General features: G+C 34.0%; 14 protein-coding genes and 2 tRNA genes. 10 read left to right on the top strand and 6 right to left on the bottom strand.

The genetic code is table 11. The features are described from left to right. Nucleotides 1–28 precede the first annotated feature (28 nt). The 4 genes from SP041_RS10090 to dnaQ form a co-directional block, all read right to left on the bottom strand. Nucleotides 29–105: transfer RNA gene (locus SP041_RS10090), tRNA-Asp, on the bottom strand. 171 nt (nt 106–276) lie between these two features. Further along, nucleotides 277–353 (bottom strand) — tRNA-Asp (locus SP041_RS10085). Between the two features lie 144 nt (nt 354–497). Next, the gene (locus tag SP041_RS10080; protein ID WP_137297688.1) at nt 498–1,808 is read right to left on the bottom strand and encodes a hypothetical protein; all 1,311 of its coding nucleotides are present in this window, start codon (nt 1,806–1,808) and stop codon (nt 498–500) included. Further along, entirely contained in the window at nt 1,799–2,515 is a 717-nt protein-coding gene (gene dnaQ, locus SP041_RS10075) for a DNA polymerase III subunit epsilon (RefSeq protein ID WP_137297687.1), read from the bottom strand. Before dnaQ ends, SP041_RS10080 begins: the two co-directional genes overlap by 10 nt. A gap of 93 nt (nt 2,516–2,608) precedes the next feature. On the opposite strand from dnaQ, the gene rnhA reads away from it, so the two are divergent. After that, a complete protein-coding gene (rnhA, locus tag SP041_RS10070; protein ID WP_137297686.1) occupies nt 2,609–3,070 on the top strand; it encodes a ribonuclease HI in 462 nt (153 codons plus the stop codon). 62 nt (nt 3,071–3,132) lie between these two features. Here rnhA and SP041_RS10065 read toward each other — a convergent pair whose 3' ends face one another. Continuing rightward, on the bottom strand, nt 3,133–3,867 hold the full coding sequence (locus SP041_RS10065) for a methyltransferase domain-containing protein (RefSeq protein ID WP_137297685.1): 735 nt from the start codon (nt 3,865–3,867) through the stop codon (nt 3,133–3,135). A gap of 41 nt (nt 3,868–3,908) precedes the next feature. On the opposite strand from SP041_RS10065, the gene gloB reads away from it, so the two are divergent. Further along, nucleotides 3,909–4,676 carry a hydroxyacylglutathione hydrolase gene (gene gloB / locus SP041_RS10060; protein ID WP_137297684.1) on the top strand — a complete coding sequence of 256 codons (768 nt, stop codon included), beginning with the start codon at nt 3,909–3,911 and terminating at the stop codon, nt 4,674–4,676. A 55-nt stretch (nt 4,677–4,731) separates the two neighbouring features. After that, nucleotides 4,732–6,336: a LysM peptidoglycan-binding domain-containing protein gene (locus tag SP041_RS10055; RefSeq protein ID WP_137297683.1), complete on the top strand. Its 1,605-nt coding sequence runs from the start codon at nt 4,732–4,734 to the stop codon at nt 6,334–6,336. Nucleotides 6,337–6,630: 294 nt separating this feature from the next. Here SP041_RS10055 and SP041_RS21360 read toward each other — a convergent pair whose 3' ends face one another. Beyond that, on the bottom strand, nt 6,631–7,929 hold the full coding sequence (locus SP041_RS21360) for a PAS domain-containing methyl-accepting chemotaxis protein (RefSeq protein WP_137297682.1): 1,299 nt from the start codon (nt 7,927–7,929) through the stop codon (nt 6,631–6,633). 556 nt (nt 7,930–8,485) lie between these two features. On the opposite strand from SP041_RS21360, the gene prsK reads away from it, so the two are divergent. The 7 genes from prsK (at nt 8,486) to SP041_RS10015 (ending at nt 18,894) form a co-directional block, all read left to right on the top strand. Further along, nucleotides 8,486–10,528: an XrtA/PEP-CTERM system histidine kinase PrsK gene (gene prsK, locus SP041_RS10045; protein ID WP_137297681.1), complete on the top strand. Its 2,043-nt coding sequence runs from the start codon at nt 8,486–8,488 to the stop codon at nt 10,526–10,528. A gap of 118 nt (nt 10,529–10,646) precedes the next feature. Beyond that, a complete protein-coding gene (locus SP041_RS10040) occupies nt 10,647–11,255 on the top strand; it encodes an XrtA/PEP-CTERM system exopolysaccharide export protein (protein WP_137297680.1) in 609 nt (202 codons plus the stop codon). A gap of 2 nt (nt 11,256–11,257) precedes the next feature. Continuing rightward, entirely contained in the window at nt 11,258–12,802 is a 1,545-nt protein-coding gene (locus SP041_RS10035; RefSeq protein ID WP_137297679.1) for an XrtA system polysaccharide chain length determinant, read from the top strand. 1 nt (nt 12,803) lies between these two features. Continuing rightward, nucleotides 12,804–13,562 carry an AAA family ATPase gene (locus tag SP041_RS10030; protein ID WP_137297678.1) on the top strand — a complete coding sequence of 253 codons (759 nt, stop codon included), beginning with the start codon at nt 12,804–12,806 and terminating at the stop codon, nt 13,560–13,562. A gap of 14 nt (nt 13,563–13,576) precedes the next feature. After that, nucleotides 13,577–14,860: a hypothetical protein gene (locus SP041_RS10025; RefSeq protein WP_137297677.1), complete on the top strand. Its 1,284-nt coding sequence runs from the start codon at nt 13,577–13,579 to the stop codon at nt 14,858–14,860. 23 nt (nt 14,861–14,883) lie between these two features. Further along, nucleotides 14,884–16,230 (top strand): PEP-CTERM-box response regulator transcription factor, encoded by a 1,347-nt coding sequence (prsR, locus tag SP041_RS10020; RefSeq protein WP_137297676.1) that lies wholly within the window; start codon nt 14,884–14,886, stop codon nt 16,228–16,230. A gap of 42 nt (nt 16,231–16,272) precedes the next feature. Next, on the top strand, nt 16,273–18,894 hold the full coding sequence (locus SP041_RS10015) for a tetratricopeptide repeat protein (RefSeq protein WP_137297675.1): 2,622 nt from the start codon (nt 16,273–16,275) through the stop codon (nt 18,892–18,894). Nucleotides 18,895–18,959 lie beyond the last annotated feature (65 nt).

Below are 18,959 nucleotides of genomic sequence, written 5' to 3'. Positions count from 1 at the left end.
TATCTATTACATTTGCAAGCAAATGAGTTGGCGGAGTGGACGGGACTCGAACCCGCGACCCCCGGCGTGACAGGCCGGTATTCTAACCAACTGAACTACCACTCCACGTGATAATCATCAGTTCAACTTTAGATTTTGCTAGATAGTATTGCCAACTCTAAATTTATAAAACTAAATTTATAAAACTAAATTTATAAAACTAAATTTATAAAACTAAATTTATAAAACTAAATTTATAAAACTAAATTTATAAAACTAAATTTATAAAAAAATTGTTGGCGGAGTGGACGGGACTCGAACCCGCGACCCCCGGCGTGACAGGCCGGTATTCTAACCAACTGAACTACCACTCCAGCAAAATCAACGTTACATAATATGCAACTCCGTTGAGGCGCAGATAATACGGAGTTGCAGGTACTGAGTCAATAACGAAAAACAAAAAAAACACAATATTTACAAGCTAAGGCGTCTGACTGCTCATTTTATGCTCATAGCGTTTATTTTTTAACATTATTTTCATCTATTTCTAATGGTTTTAAAGGTTCTATAGAAAGATCATCTAATGATAGTTCACCATTTTCTAGTAATTTCTTTTGCTTTCTTTTGAGAATAAATAAAACGACAAAGATACTAATGATAATTATCACAATGAGAATCGAAACTAAAATCCATAAATATTGAAATGTATCTGTTATTTCTATTTCTTCTGCTTCAATCGTTTTTGGTTCTAATTCCGCAACAGTGAGTTCTGCTGCTGAGCTTGTTATTGTGCTTTCAATTACTTCAAGTTCAGCGCTTGCCACTTCAAACTTATATTCTGGTAGTTGAAAGCTTAATTCTCGCCCGTCCACCGTCGTTGCAAATACTTCGCCTGAGTAGGTATAGTTTTTATAGGGTAATTCTATTTTAAGCGTTGTTGTATCGTTCTCTAATATTTGGTCGACAAGATGTACTATTAATTGTTTCGTATTACTGCCGCTACTATCTGTTATTAAACTATCTATCACCACTGAGTTTGGATCTATTTCTAACGGGTCAACAACAAAAGTAAACTCTGCACTGTTTTTGTTATTATTTGATTGTTTTATGTTGTAGCCAAGTGGTTGAGGGAAAACAACCATATCTGCATTATAACTGCGTATAAAAATATTATTCTTAGTTCTAATATTTACTAAATAACGCCCTGGCGTTAAGTCCATAAATAAACGGGTACTGAGCTTGCCATCAAAAGGTAATGAGTCATAAGATTGCCCATCATCTTTATAGAGTGCAATTGATTTTTGGCTGTCGTTAGTTTGTTCATCATTGTTAATTAATGAAACGGTTAAGCGTGCATTATTTAATAAATCTTTATCTGTGATTACCTGACCATCATTTATTAAAGAAATATAAGAAGTGAGGTATTCCTTGTTATAAACTTTGAGCGGTAATTTTTCTACTTTTAGAGTGGTTGGATTTAATAGCTGAATTCGGTTATTGCCGTTTAAAGAAGCAATAGCTTGCCATGGCCCTGGCATCGGGTTTTGTATTGTAATAATGTCTTGATTTCGATTGTTAAACCATCCAACGGACTCTGGTGGATGGCGCTGTGCATACCATTTGCTGCCATCTGGTTTAACTAGTACGACTTTTTGTGCATGCGATGGGTGATTTAATATAATAGTGACTTGTTCAGTATTAGGATCAATTCTAAAGCGGTTATCAAGTAAAGGGATATCATTGGGTGCATAAATAGTATGTGCCATTGAACTCGTTGCTGTGAACATGAGTAACGTGAATGCTATCCACTTTTTCTTAATTATCGCCACAAACAACTCCCTGATTTTTGTACTAGATTCAAACGCGATTCATGTTCTGTTAATTCTTCTTGACTGGCATGAATGACAGATAAAGGTGATAAATTTTGACGTAAACGTCGACCTGTATCATTTTTACCTGACTCATTATTGGCTAAATTTAAATCTTTTTGACCGCCAGACATGAGCAAATAAACATCGGCGAGGATTTCCGCATCTAATAATGCGCCATGTAATACACGATGTTTATTATCGATACCGTAACGGTCACATAAAATATCAAGATTGTTCCGTTTACCGGGGAACATTTTCTTAGCCATTGCTAATGTATCGGTTACTGTGGCGATTTCTTCAGTGGGTTGTGTCTTTTTATTTAAAAAACGAAACTCTTGATCCATAAAACCGACATCAAAGGGCGCGTTATGGATAACTAAGTCAGCACCTTTAATAAAATCAATAAACTCGTCAGCAATTTCTGAAAAGCGAGGTTTATCGTATAAGAATTCATCAGTAATCCCATGAACCGCCATTGCTTCTGGATCAATTAACATATCAGGTTGTACATAAACATGATAATGACGACCAGTTAAACGACGATTAATGACTTCAACACAACCGATTTCAATAATGCGATGCCCTACATAAATGAGTCCATCTTTATTCATACCGGTTGTTTCAGTATCTAATACAACTTGTCGGGTCAGTTTACTTGTGTTCATAGACATCTCTATTTATAGTTGTTGCGTATTTTAGCTGCTTAAGTTGCAGAATTTTCTGCTGACTAGTCTAACAAAATTTATGTGATGATATTAATGAAAAAAATTCAACTTTATACAGATGGTTCATGTCTTGGTAATCCAGGTCCAGGTGGTTATGGTGCTATTTTAGTGTTTAACGAACACCGTCGTGAATTGTCAGAAGGTTATGAAAGAACCACTAATAATAGAATGGAAATGTTGGCCTGTGTCAAAGGCTTAGAAAGTTTAACAGAAGTCTGTGAGGTAGATGTTACCACTGATAGCCAATATGTTCGCCAAGGTATCACGCAATGGATACATAATTGGAAAAAACGCGGCTGGAAAACAGCCGCTAAAGCGCCGGTAAAAAATGTTGATTTATGGAAAGCACTAGATGCAGCGCAAGATAAACATACGGTTAGATGGCATTGGGTTAAAGGGCATTCAGGACATCCTGAAAATGAACGTTGTGATGATTTGGCTCGAGAAGCCGCAGAAGCAAATCCGACTCAGCCTGATGAAGGTTTTGATGGCTAGTCGCTTAAACGATTAACTAAACAGGTTTATTGCTAAGGTTTCCTTGTTTTTGTTTTGTTTAGTTAGTTTAATTCTTTGGAATGAGATTGCTTTGTAGCAATTGGTTGATTATTAATAATCGTTCTTTTGAATTCGAAACTAGATTTTACTGGAGTCATTGGCGTACAACGTTTTTTGGCTACGATAAAATAAACACTGCAGAAAAAAGATAAATAGCGTTGCCCTATATTTTCTATTAACGACAATAAGGGACCTTCAGGCTGCGCTGAAATATAATCAAAGTGTTGTTTTTGTTTAATTTCAAACCCTAATAAATGTAACCAATCGATAACGCGATTCGGTGAAAATAGACGTGCAGTTTGGGTATTTTTAGGGGTAAATAACGAGCGGCATCCAAAAAAACTGTAAGGGTTATAACCACTGATCACAAGTGTGCCATCTAATGTTAATACGCGATCTATTTCTCGTAATAATTGATGAGGATCACTCGAAAAATCAAGCTCATGTACCAAAATGCAACAATCAATAGTAGAGTCTTGAAAAGGTAAATCATGTAAGTCACTTTTTAAACCGATATCAGTACCGTCTTCTGCACAGTTGATTTGATGGCGAATAGGGCATTGATCGGTTTTTAATTGGGTACTCAAATGACCTAGTTTTAATAAGTGGTAACCAAAGCAGTGTGATATCGCGTTATTAACAAGATGTTGAGTCTGCGCTTGTAAATGTTCGCCATTACTTAACTGTAACCAATCAGTAATTGGCGTTAAGATACGTGATGTTTTTGCTATTTTCATAGATGCGTCCATCCCCCAAATTTTAAAAGTTGAGATAAATTATGTTTAGTGTTTTAACCATTCCAGCCTTCGATGATAACTATATTTGGCTTATCAAAGATAGTCAAAGTCAGCGATGTGTTGTAGTTGATCCTGGTGACGCAACACCCGTCTTGGAAATATTAGCGGCACAAAACTTAACGATTGAAGCGATTATTATTACTCATCATCACCAAGATCATACTGGTGGCGTAAAAGACCTTGTGTCAGACAACCCAAAAATTAAAGTATTCAGTAAAAATCCTCTTTTTGAAAATGCTCACTTAGTTGATGAAGGAGATGAGGTTTCTTTTTTTGATGACAAGCTCTCTTTTAAAGTGTGGCAGGTGGCGGGTCATACACTTGATCATATTGTTTACTTTAATGAGCAAATGTTATTTTGCGGAGATACTTTGTTTTCAGCTGGCTGTGGACGTGTTTTTGAAGGAACTCACCAACAAATGTTTGATGCACTTTCCCGTTTAGCGGCTTTAGATGAAAATATGAAAGTTTATTGTGCGCACGAATATACACAAAATAATCTTATTTTTGCTTTACATGTTGATCCCCATAATAGCGATCTGATTGCCTATATTAAACAAGTTAGTAAATTACGTCAGCAAGGTTTGCCAAGTATTCCTACGACGATTAAATGCCAGAAATTAGTGAACCCTTTTTTGCGGTTTGATGATGAGGCGTTAGTTAATAACTTACAAAATATCTTAGCCAAAAAAATTACATCAGGATTACAATGCTTTAAAGAGCTTCGTCTTTATAAAGATCATTTTTGATTGCATGATTAAAAAAACATAGAATACGCACTTTAATTTTGCAAATGGTCATACTATGAAACTTTTTTTGCCTTTATTTTTAATAATATTGCTGAGTGCTTGTCAAAGTACTTCTTCACAAGCGCCCGAATTCATTGAAGTTTCAAGTGAAGCGAGCACGACCACAAATGCAGTTGATGATACTAATGAAGAAGGCTTAACAAACCTCGTTAAAGATCAATCTAGACAGCAGCTTGGTCCCTTAATTGATAAATCTTATGAAAACCTCTGGGTGAAGTTAGCTGAAGGGTTTAATTTTGAAGTGCCAGATAATTCTCGTGTTGCAGAACAACGTGATTATTACCTAAAACATCCTGCATACTTAAAAAGAGTATCAAAGCGCGCAGAACCTTTTTTGTGGTTAATTGTCGAGCAGATAGAAGCTAATGATTTACCACTTGAATTAGCATTGTTGCCTATTGTAGAAAGTACTTTTGACCCTTTTGCCTATTCACATGCTGGGGCATCTGGTTTATGGCAGTTTATGCCTATGTCAGGGCTTCGTTTTGGTTTAAGTCAAGACTGGTGGTACGACGGCAGAAGAGATGTTTATGCCTCAACCCGTGGTGCGCTTAAATATATGCAAGTCTTGCATCGTTATTTAGGCGAAGACTGGCTGTATGCCTTTGCTGCTTATAATTCTGGAGAGGGGCGAGTAGAGCGAGCCATTAAAAAGAATAAAAAAGCAGGGAAAGCGGTTGACTACTGGAGTCTATCACTACCGAAAGAGACTCAAAATTATGTGCCTAAATTTTTAGCGTTGATCGATATTCTGCGTAATCATAAAAAATATAATATCGATTTACCGTATATTCCAAATCAACAAGCACTTTCTTATGTCAATATTGGGTCTCAAATAGATCTTGCTTACGCAGCTGAACTTGCTGAGTTAAGCCTTGCAGAGCTTCAATTATTAAACCCTGCTTTTAACCATTGGGCAACGTCTCCGAATGGTCCTCATAATCTTTTATTACCGACTCTTATTGCTGAAGAGTTTACAGAGAAGCTTGCTAAAATTGATATTAATAAACGTGTTCGTTGGGACCGTTATCTCGTTAAAGCTGGGGATAGCTTAAGTGTCATTGCACGAAACAAGCAAACAACAACGCGAGTATTAAAACAGATAAATGATTTGGACAGTTCATTTATTAAAATTGGACAACCTCTTTTAATTCCTATTGCGAGTAAATCACAGCAGCTAGCGTTGTCTTTACAAGCAAAACGATTTGAAGCTCAAACCTCTAAAAATAGTGCTACAAACAAAAAGATTATTCATGAGGTCATTGAAGGAGATACACTTTGGGATATAAGTCGAGAATATAAAGTTACGTCAAAAGAAATAGCTAAATGGAATGGTTTTAAAACACAAAAAACATTACGTTTAGGTCAAAAGTTAATTATTTGGAAACCTGTATCGACAACTGCTGTGGCTGATTCAAAGCAATTTACTCGTCATGTTACCTACCAAGTTCGTTCTGGTGATTCTTTGGGTGAAATAGCGCAGAAATTTAATGTTAAAACGGCTGATTTAATACGCTGGAATAATATTAAAAACAGTAAATATATAAAATCAGGACAAAAACTAAAAGTGTTGGTTGATGTTAGAAATACGAGTACTTAATATTTGGATACTGTCATAAAAACGGTGTTACAAGCTTCATCGTTTTTAAATATATAAACGTAATCTGTTTAGTGATTACGTTTATTATAAATACCAAATACCAAATACCAAATACTAAATACTAAATACCAAATAACAAATACTAAAGAGATTCATTTTTTAAAGGCACTGAGTAGATTATCTAATCAGTGCCTTTTTATTGAGCTGTAATGTAGGTTATTTGATGTAGAAGCATTAACACCGTTTTATGACAGCTTCCATTTTTTAATAAACGTCAATACTCAACAGAATATTTTACGCTTTGCTTAAGCTATCGACTGTTTGAGATACATTTTGAGCGCCTAATTGAATATCATTCATGACCGTTTCTATTTTACTTATTTGGTCACGGCCTTTCTCTGCAAATTCAGACACTGCATTAATACCTTCTTGAACGTTCTTTGTTATTTCTTGATTATTGGCAACAACCTCTGATATTTCTTTCGTTGATTCAGTTGTTCTAGAAGCAAGTTGCCTCACTTCATCAGCAACAACTGCAAAACCTCGCCCTTGATCTCCAGCCCTTGCCGCTTCAATTGCTGCATTCAATGCAAGTAAATTGGTTTGGTCTGCAATACTTTTAATGGTTGATACCATTGATTGAATGTTATCGGCTTGCTCACTGAGCATTTCTATTAGCTCTGTTGTTTTAATTGTTTTATCTGAAATGTCAGCTGATGTTTTAACTGAAGAGGCTAACATACCTGATGCTTTCTCAATCATTTCTACGGTTTCTAATGACGTTTCATGAGCAATCGTTGAAGCATTCCTTACCAGCGTTTCTCGTTCAATATTGTGGGTGATATTACTGGCAAACTTTATGACTTTGATGACGTTATTATTACTATCGATAATTGGGTTATAAGTTGCTTCCAACCATAAATCATTACCATGTGCATCTTTTCTTAAAAATTGACCGCTTTTAAAATTGTTTTGTTGTAAGTCTTCCCAAAACGTTGGATTTTCTTTATAAAAGGACTCTTCACAAAATATGCGATGGTGTTTTCCTTGTATGCTTTTTAAATTATATTGAACTGCATTTAAAAAATTATCATTAGCAGTAAGAATATTGCCTTGAGGAGTGAACTCAATAATTGCTTGTGATTTATCAAGGGCAGTAAAAACGGCTTCTTTTGACATAGATGCTATTTTTTTATTCGTTACATCTGTCGCTATTTTCATTATTTTGGTTACGTGACCATTTTTAATAATAGGAAAATAGGTGGCTTCAAGCCAAATAGTTTCACCGCTTTTATGTTTTCGCATAAACGTACCTTTGTTAGCTGCGCCTTGTCTAAGCAACTTCCAAAAAGACTGGTATTCATTTGATTTAATGTATTCTGGAGTACACATATTCGAATGATGGATACCGAGAACTTCATTTCTTTGGTAGCCAGTTATATTTAGAAATAGATCATTTACGTCAAGAATGTCTCCATTTGGAGTAAACTCTATTGTTGCTACACTTTGCTTTATTGAGTCGATAATAGAATTTGACTCTTTAAGCATTGTTTGGCATTTATTTAGTTCATTTTTTATTTGTGTGTTAAACATTTAATTTCCGCTAATAAGCATAAGATCTTTATACTTTTTTTAAACTGTAAGTCGTTAATTTCATTTATATAAAGCTAGTTTATTAACTTATCCGATATTCGAAGTCGTTAATCAACTGTCAGAAAGAATCATCTATTGTTTTTATTACTCTTGGTCTTTAAATAAGTGATGCATATGGTTTGAGTTCGAAACAATAGTTGATCAATTCTAAATTCTCTTAAAATAATGAGACGATAAAGAAGTAAAAAATGTAAAAAATCTATTAAACTCAGCCTTTCAGTATAGTGTTAATAGGGGATATTAATAACCGTAGATGTCATCGATTTTTGCATTTATGGTGTTTTATTGATGATAATAAAAAGGGATCTAGGCCTTATCTACACTCAATATTGAACTTTGATGTGAAGTTAATTTTAATTTAATATCTTAATGATGTTAAACCTCATCAAGGTTTGCTTTCCTTTTGTCATAAAAGCTATAATTGATAAAATTTAATGACTTAGTACTTATTTTTGATTTAATCGTATTTATTTTATGCATATCAGGGAAGTTATAAATGGAATTAAGCCTGATTTTAAATCAAGGAAACTGGTTAAATAGCTGCGTTGAGATAGCGTTAGCAATCATTGTCCTTTTTAATATTTCTATTACACGCATTAAAGTCAGTTTGTTTACTTGTGCTGTCATATCGATTCTCTGGCATGTCTCTGTACCTGATGTTATTTCTACTACTTCCTTATCTTGGTCTTTTTTCTTGTTAGAAACGTTGCGATACCTATCTTGGGTTATTGTTTTACTCTATTTGTTAATGCTTACTAGAGGGTCTAAATTACCCAATATTTGGGCGTATAGTTTATATACCGCATTGCTGGCTACTTTATCATTATTTGTTTATAGCTTTAGCCATGATGCAGCGCTTTTCCCCTCTCCGGTTTTAGCGTTTTATATTAAAATTTTGCTCGGGTTATTTGGTTTTGTTGTCTGTGAACAATTAATTAGAAATGATAATTCTAGTCGAATGACAAAGCTCGTGGCACTGGTTGCTTTTATTATTTTTGCTTACGATATTATTGTCTTTTCATTGTTGTTGTTAAATAGTGATTTAAATAAATCGTTGTGGGAAGCCAGAACCGTGATTAGTTCTGTTACCTCATTGATTCTTGCAATCAGTATTATTTTTTATGCAGATCAATTGAAGGAGCGTAGCAGTTTTAAGCTTTCTAACAGTGTTATTATTTTTAATACGAGTTTAACGTTAGTGGGTGGTTTTTTAATTGTTATTGCTTTAGTCGCTTCAGCGCTCGATTATTTTAATATCAGTTGGTTAAGTGCTTCTAAGGTGATGCTATATGTATTTGCCGTGTTTTTAATTATTGCACTATCACTATCTGAAAGAATTCGAGATAGTTTTGTTGTTTGGACCAGTAAGCATTTTTTTGCACATAAATATGACTATAAAAAACAATGGATAAAACTAGATCTCTTATTATCAGAGCAACATAAAAATCAAAACTGTTACGATATTTCCTTAAACGCATTAAGTACGATTTTTAATTGTAGCGGCGGTGGTATATGGGTTAAAGGTCAACAGTTTTATACATCGGTCGCCATGGATAAATTAGCATTTGTTGGTCGTTTACCTATTGAATCAAGTCAGACGAATTTTATACATAGGTTAGAACAAGAAGAGTGGGTTTTTCAGGTCAATGAGTCTGCTAGTAAATACGATCCTCAATATAATTTTGATCTACCTGAATGGGTTTCTTATGTTGATAACGCATGGATAGTCTTGCCGCTTAATACTTCATCGGGTTTGATTGGTTTTGCTGTGCTGTGTAAAAGTAATTTAAATGAAAAAGAAAAATTAACTTGGGAAGATCTTGATTTACTGAAACTCACAGGGCGACAAATAGCGAGTTACATTAGTAAAGAACAAGCATCTGAAAAACTTATTCAAAACCAACAGTTTGATATGTTTAATAAAATTTCTGCGTTTGCAATTCATGATATTAAAAATTTGATTGCCCAACAGGGCTTAGTTGTTAAAAACGCTGAGAAATATAAACATCATCCTGAATTTGTTGATGATGTTATTGCCACAATTGCTAATTCAGTTAATAAAATGGATCAGCTTTTAAAAAAAATGAAAGGTAAAACTGAATCTAAAACAATCGATGTATGCGATTTATTAACACAAGCTGTTGATATGAATATGAATGGTTATCCTACACCGGTGTTTTCTCATTCATGCTCTAGTGTTTTTATTAATGGCGATAGTGATAAATTATTAATGGCTATTAACCATCTCATTAAAAATGCTCAAGATGCAACTGATGAAGATGGCTATGTTCATTTATATCTAAGCTGTAAAAATAATGAGATCTGGCTTGAAATTATGGATTCGGGTACAGGTATGGACCAAGATTTTATTAAAAATGAATTATTTCAACCTTTTAATAGTACAAAGGAAAATGAGGGGATGGGAATCGGGGCATATCAAATTCGTGAAATTATCCATTCATTAAATGGAGAGTTGATCGTTGAGAGCAAGCCTAAAGAAGGGAGTAAATTTTCGATTTATTTACCGATGGCAAGTTAAGGTTTAGAGCGTACTACAACATGGATAATGTTTGTTTTAGTTGGTTTGGGTGATCACAAATTGTTAAGTGATTTACTCTAAAACAGTATTTTAGTTAAATTTTAAAAGAGAGAAAAATATGAATAATTACCTTTTGGGACTTCTCTGTGCAGTGATGATTAGTGGCTGTGCAAAGACGGTTGTTTTAAATGAAGAACCTTATTCTGAAAAAGTAAAATTTTCTGAATATAAAATAGGTAACAATGATCAATTGATGATCAGTGTGTGGAAGAATCAAGAGCTTTCAATCAGTGTGCCTGTTCGTCCTGATGGTAAAATATCGATGCCGCTTGTTGGTGATGCTCAAGCCCAAGGTTTATCGCCGGAAGCGCTAGCATCTGAATTAGCTGACAAATTAAGTAAATACATTCGTGGACCTAACGTTACTGTCATTGTACTTGGAGCGAATAGTGCTTCTTATTCAAGCAGAGTACGTATTACTGGTGCAGTGAATGGTCAACTATCTATTCCTTATTACACTGATTTAAATGTGCTTGATTTAGTGTTAGAAGCAGGTGGTTTAACTGAATTTGCTAATGCCGATGAGTCTATTTTATACAGAAAAACACCTGATGGCATTAAACCTTACCATGTAAATGTTGATGATATTCTAAACAAAGGCATTTTAGATACTAACTATACCCTTCGCCCATCTGATATTTTGATTATTCCTGAGAGTGTATTTTAACAATGGATATTACAGAAATTTTTAAGTACGTCGCTGTAGTATGGCGTGAAATGTGCCAACGAAAGTTTAAAGTCGCTTTTGTAATAACAATTATAAGCTTCGTTATTATGTTCGTCGGTATTTTACGTCCACCTAGCTATTCTAGTTCAATTACGATATTTGCTGATAATCAGAATATTATTAAGCCTTTATTAGGTGCTAAAGCGGCTGTGACGGAGCTAAAGCAAAATAGAAGTAACCAGGTACGTGATATTATTTATTCACCGCGTATTTTATCTGAGGTCGTTGATAGTGTTTATGGTGAAGGTGCTTTCCCTACCCCTTTATCAAAAGATATTAAAATGAGCCAAGTTCGTAGCAATATAAGTGTTGACGGAAGATCTGGTAACTATATTCAAGTTTCTTATAAAGATGATAGCGCTGAAAGAACCTTTGAAATTCTAAATAAAGTGGTTGCGGTCTTTATAGAAGACAGTGCAGATACTAAACGAGAAGAAAGTCGTAGTGCGTTTAACTTTATCGATCAACAAGCGGCTTCTTATAAGGCTTTATTACTAAAAGCGGAAGATAAATTAAAAAGCTTTCAATCAACTAATTTTGATGGAACTGAAGATGAAGTTAACAATCGAATTGCGACTCTTCGATCTTCAATTGAAGAGTTAAATATTCAAATACAAGAAAGTAATACACGTAACGCGAGTTTGAAAAAACAGTTATCTAGAGAAAATAAATATGCGAGTAATGATTATGAAAGTGCTGTTTATAATACTCAATTAAGAGAACTTAAAAAGCAAAAAGCCGCTTTACAAATAAACTATGAAGATAGTTATCCAGCGATCGTAGACATTAACTATCAAATTAATGATCTAGAAAAAGTTATTTCAGAAGTTGGCACTAAAAAGAGCACACAAAAAGCCGTTAATGCTGACTTTAATCCTTTATATGAAGAGTTAAGAAGTTTGTCCTCGGCTGCTGAAATCGAACACCGTACATTATTAAATCGTCTTAAAGCATTTAATCGATTATTAGATGAGTCTTATGAGCGACGTAAGCGTATTGCCAACAACAAAGCTGAACTTTCTGAATTAACACGAGATTACAGTGTATTCCAAACTCAATATGAAGAAATGCTAACTAAAAAAGAGAAAGCCCGAATTTCAATGGTTTTGGATATTCAAGGGCAAGGGGTGAATTATAAATTACAAGAAGCTGCGACGTATCCAAACAAACCACTTGGTGCACGCTTTATTCACTTCTTTGCTGCAGGACCTCTTGTTGCATTATTGATTGTGATAGCTATTTTTGTTGCTAAAATCTTAGTTGATTCAAAAATCAGATTCTCATCAGAAATTAAAGAAATTGAAGGTGTTACCTTGTTAGCAGGTATCCCTCATGCCACATCTAGTGCTGAAAATAGAACGCATCGTGTTCATAACACTTTCTTATTACTTTATTGCATAGTGTGTATGTTTGGCTATGTTGCTATTGCACTCGCTTATAAATATGGTGCCTCTTTAGAAAACATTATTGCTTTAGGAGGATTTTAATATGCCTTTATCTGATAACGCTTTAAAAAATAATAACGAATTAAAAAGTAATGATTCATCTATGTTGGATACTGTTAACACCAATCAAATAAAGGAGATGACAGAAGCGCCTTTATTATCGGCTAAAGAACTAGATGAACGTAAAATTATTTACCCTGGTTTAGATGATTACAAAACTCTTAATGCTTATCGTGAACTGCGTACTAATTTGCTCAACAAAATGAACCATAATAACTTTATTTGTATGGTCACTGGGATTTCACAGCAATCAGGTACTAGTCATGTCAGTATGAACTTAGCAACTAGCATTGCTTTAGACCAAGGTAAAACGGCGCTAGTTATTGACTGTAATATTTATAAACCACGTATTGCTTCTTATTTAAAAGAAGAACCGACGATTGGTTTAACGAACTTCTTAGCGAAAGACACTGATTCTATTACAGATATTATCTATCCTTCTGGTATTCCTCGTGTAAGAGTCATTCCTGTTGGTAATAATACCATTCATGCAGCAGAGCTTTTTTCTTCAAATAAGATGCAGAATTTTATTAACTCAATTAAAAATCGTTATCCTGACCGTTTTATCATCATTGATACACCGCCAATTGGTTTATATGCAGAGACGCAAATATTAGCTTCAATTTGTGATACTGCGATATTAGTGGTTGGCTATGGACAATCGAATTCTTCACAAGTAGAAGCCGGAATTGATGCGATAGGCAAAGATAAACTAGCAGGGTTAATTCTTAATAATCAATAGTTAATAGTGTGAATATGAAATTAAAAAAACAGTGTTTTAAATTTATAGAAACGGGCTTGGTAATTTTATTACCAAGCATTGCTATTGCTAATGATTTACCAGGCTCTGTGAGTGAAAGTTATATCTCATTAGGTCTTGAACATACTCAAAGTAATAATATCAATCAATCCTCTGATAATGAGCAATCTGGGTTTGAGCAACGTGCTGATATTGGCGTTGGTTATTTTAATCAAACCGCCACTAATTTTACTGCGTTAGATTATTCAGTGTATTACTCAACGTCTAATGGAGATGAACTCGATGATGATAGTGATATTTCGGGGAGCTTAAGTATTACACAAGAAATATTCAGCCCTAATGTTTTACTCAATTTAAACCATTTTAGGCGCCAATATTTACTCGACCAATCTGGCGTGGATAATCCAGATAATAGTGGAAGCAGAGATGTGTTTACTATTAATCCTGTTTGGAATATCCCTTATTCTCGTCGAGCTGGTTTTTCGTTAAGTTACGATTATACCGCTACACGTTATAGTGATGACGAAGATGAAGAGACTGATAGAAACGGTGTTGGTGTTACTTGGTATAATAAATTAACGCCTAAAGCACGCTTTGAATTATCAACTAATTTAAGTGATATTGATTATAAAAATACAGGATTTGACTATCAAGAAGTAACCGTCGATGCCTCTGTTAATGGAGATCTACTTGCTGGAACTTATTTAATATTATTAGGTTATAGCCGTGTAATATTAGATGATGGCCATGAAGAAGGCGGGATATTTAAGCTATCTTACGCTTATCAGTTTAATCGTCATAATTTGTCTGTGAATGCACAACGAGAGTTGAGTGATTCTTCTTTAGGCTTAGGGACTGATAACCTTGATAACGAAGATGAAACATTTGATGATAATGAAATATTATGGATAGATAGAGTGGACTTGCAACATAGATTCACTATTACTAACCGTTTAAGTAATAGTAATACGTTATATTATCAACAAGAAACATCTGTCACGACAGATGAGACTGATCCGCGCTGGGGAGGCTCTGTTTCTTTAAATTTTCAAAATACTAAAAAAATCAGTTCATTTATATCTTTAGATTACAGTGAATCGACTATTACTTCCGATTTCGATAAACAGGTTATAAATGCAACGATTGGAGGGCGGTATTTAATTCGTCCTCAATTAAGTTTATCACTACAAGCAGACTATGAAGATCAATCAACCGATGATGATGACGATTCAAGTTATGATGAATTAAGCTATACAGCTAGAATTGAATTTAAGTACTAAATACTGGCATTAAGGATTAAAGATTGAAAAATAACAAAGCAGATACATTACTGATTGTTGAAGATGACTTGGGTTTACAAACCCAATTAAAGTGGCATTTTGCCGACTACAGTGTGGTCATTGCTGCAAATCAAAAAGAAGCTATTTCTGCTATACGCTTACATGAACCTAAAGTAATGATTCAAGACTTAGGCCTACCACCAGATGAAGATGGTGTTACAGAAGGTTTTGAATTGTTACAACAAGCATTACATTTACGCCCACACATGAAAATTATTGTCATGACAGGTAACGAAGGTAATGAGCATGCAATGAAAGCCGTTAAGTTAGGTTCTTATGACTTTTACGCGAAACCAGTAGATGCTGATACATTAGATTTAATTGTTCAACGTGCTTTTCATATTTATCATTTAGAAGAAAAAAATCGCCAACTTAATACCCAAAAAGAATCTATGCTGAATGGTTTGATTGCCAGTGATACGAAGATGCTTAAAATTTGTAAAATGGTCGAAAAAATTGCACCAACAGATGCATCTTGTTTATTAATTGGTGAAAGTGGTACAGGTAAAGAAGTGATTGCGAACTCTTTACACCAACTTAGCTTACGTAAAGATAACAACATGATCGCCATTAATTGTGCGGCTATTCCTGAAAACTTAATTGAAAGCGAATTATTTGGATATGAAAAAGGGGCCTTTACTGGTGCAGTAAAAAGTACAGTTGGTAAAATTGAAATGGCGCATAAAGGGACCTTATTTCTTGATGAAATTGGTGATATGCCATTACATTTACAAGCCAAATTATTGCGTTTCTTGCAAGAGCGAGTCATTGAACGAGTAGGTGGTCGAAATCAAATTAATATCGATACGCGCATTATATGTGCAACGCATAAAGATTTAGACAAGTTAGTTAAAACAGGCGAATTTAGAGAAGATCTTTTTTATCGTATTGCTGAAATACAAATAGATATTCCGCCTTTACGAGAACGTGGTTCAGATAAAATACTATTAGCTAAATATTTGCTCAATAAGTATGTCAAAAAACAAAAATTACAAATTATTGGTTTTTCTGAAGACGCAATTAATGGTATTGAAACACATACTTGGCCAGGTAATGTGCGTGAAATGGAAAACAAAATTAAACGAGCAGCTATTATGTGCGATTTAAAATACATCAGTGCGCTTGATTTAGGTTTTGTAAATGAAGATATTGCACCATTAAACTTAAAAGAAATTAGACGAAATGCTGAAATGAGTGCATTGAAGCAAGCTTTAATCGCTTCTGATAATAACATTAGTGCAGCTGCTAAATCTTTAGGTATTACTAGGCCAACGCTTTACGACCTAATGAAAAAATACGATATGCAATAATTATAAAACTATTTTCAGCTACCTTTCGTAAAAGGGAAAAACATGAAAAAACAAACGACTATTATCTTCAACTCATTAGTATTGGCTAGTTCTCTATTATTAACGGCTTGTAATGGGGATAGCGATACGAGTAATGTTGCTGAATTATCGCAATACACACAACAAGCGCAGACTTACTTAGATCAAAGTCAATTTAAAGCCGCGCTCAACTCTGCTAATAATGCTGTTTTACTTTATCCTGACCACCTTGATGGCTATATGCTTTTAGCGAAAACATTTAATAAATTAGGTCAATCTGGTCAAGCTATTGATATTTTAAATAAATTTGAAGGTACTAAAGATTCAGACTATTACTTATTGCTACTAGAAACATATCAACGTAGTAAAAAAGCGATTTCTGCTAATCGATTAATTGCAGAACATTCTGATCTTTTATCGAAAAATGAAAATCAATTTAAATTATTACAAGCGAAGTTATTTTTATTAGAAAATAATCAAATAAGCGCATTAGCTAGCTTTAAAGAATTACAAAATGTGACTAACTTTGAAAGTGAAGGTTTTATTGGTGAAGCAAGAATTGCAGCTGCTAATAATGAAAAAGAAAATGCATTAGCATTACTTGATAAAGCAGTACAAGCGGATGATAAGAATGTTGAAGCGTTAATCCTCAAAGGTTTTTTATTGATGGAAAAAGGCGATATAGAAAATGCTGAAAAAACCTTATCTTTTGCCTTAACAGTAGTACCTTCATCAGATATTTTTACACCGGAACGTATTAATATATTAAAAGCACTTACTTCAATATTAACCTCACAAGGCCGTAGTTCTGAAGCGCTTTTATATTCTCGTATCTTAAGTGATGAGTTCCCAACAGCAACAACTGTTAATGAATATTATGTCTCTGCTCAACAGTATTACAAAAGAAAACAAACGGCTTTAGCAAAAGCTGAGTTATATAAAATACTTAAAATCGATGCTAATAATAAAAAAGCATCAACGATGTTAGGTGTTATTTTATATACTGAAGGTGATATTAATGGTGCTGAGAAATATCTCTCTGGCATGATTGATCCTGAAACAAATACACCTCAATTAACGCAAATCTATGCGATGACACAGCTTAAATTGAATCAAAGCAATGACGTATTAGCTATTTTAGACAATGTAATTGATTACGAAAACCGCCTCGATACGTTAACCCTTTATACTATTGCTGCTATATCAGAGAAAAAATTTGATAAAGCTGATGTATCAATGAAACGCATTGAAACGTTGTTTCCTGATTCGTCTAAATTGACGATATTAAAAAGTAGTTACATTAGTGCTAAATCACCGGAAGATCATTCACAGATGCTTGCTGTCTTAGAGCAAGGTTTATCTGAACATAATGCGGACTTATCACTTCAGACGGCTTATTTAAAAAAACTCGTTGAATTAAAAGAGTTAAATAAAGCAGATGAGTTTGTAGAGAAACAAGCAATGGAAGAAGGTAATGCGATTGGCACTCGTTTATTGCTTGCTAATTATTACTTGTATAGAAAACAGTTCACTGTGGCTGAACGACATTTTAATGAGATAATTAAAGTGTCTGCCGATAATACCCAAGCTTATTTTGGTTTAGCACAAAGTAAACAGTTGCAACTTAAATGGGATGAAGCCTTTAACGAATATGCTCGAATAATTAATTTATACCCAGAAGAACTACGTGCATATTACGGTGCGGTTATAAGCCTTAAACAGCAAAATAAAGACCCATTAAATGTTGCTTCTTATTTATCAAGTAAACATAACCCTAATATTTTAGCTTTGGTATTAGCTGATTATCAATACCAAAATAAACAATTTACAGAGGCTGATAAATTAATTAAAGCCGCTTCTAATTTACCCGTTGAATTAAAAGATAAAGCTGAAAAATTACAAGAGCAAATAAGTAATGAAAGAATCATTGCTGTCATTAGATCTCAACATTACTCTATTGCGCGAGATTTAGTGTTAGCTCAATTACAGTTAACGCCTACACAACCTTTATTTTTAATGAGGTTAGCAACAATTGAAACTCTTTCTGGTCAATATGCAGAAGCTGAGAAAGTGTTAAAGCAAATAGAGTCCATGCTACCAGATACTTATCAAGTTGTGTTGTTAAAATCGCAACTTGCATTTGCCCAAAAAGATGTTGAAAAAGCTGAGCAATTATTAAGAGTTGAGTGGGATAAAAACACACAGGAAGAAGTCGCTGTTGAGCTTTATAAGCTTTATCAAGAAAGCGATGCAGACAAAGCTCTGGTATTTCTTGAAAAATGGTTATTACAAGCTCCAGCAAGTGTGTATGCCAACTTAAATGATGCAATGTATTTACAAGCTAAGGGTGATAACAAAGAAGCGGTTCTAGCTTATGAAAAGGTACTTGCTATTGTACCTAATGAATTAAGAAGCCTTAATAATATTGCTTGGTTATATTTATTAGATAACGATCCTAAAGCTGAAGAGTTTGCATCAAGAGCCTATAAAGTTGCGCCTAATAATGCAGCTGTTTTGGATACGTATGGTTGGGTATTGTTTAAGAACAGCAAAATTGCTGAAGCAAAGCTATTTTTAGAAAAAGCACTAAAGCTTTCACCTGATGATGTAGAAATACAAAAGCATTGGTCTGAGGTTTCTAAATAAACATTAGATAATGGAAAGGGGATATACAACTATCCTTTTTTAACAAATCAAATTAGATCTTTATT

Origin of the sequence: Psychromonas sp. SP041 (assembly GCF_000470315.2) — a bacterium.
In the GTDB taxonomy this organism is placed as follows: domain Bacteria; phylum Pseudomonadota; class Gammaproteobacteria; order Enterobacterales; family Psychromonadaceae; genus Psychromonas.
The sequence above is the reverse complement of the archived record's forward strand: the minus strand, read 5'-3'. Positions and strand labels throughout refer to the sequence as shown.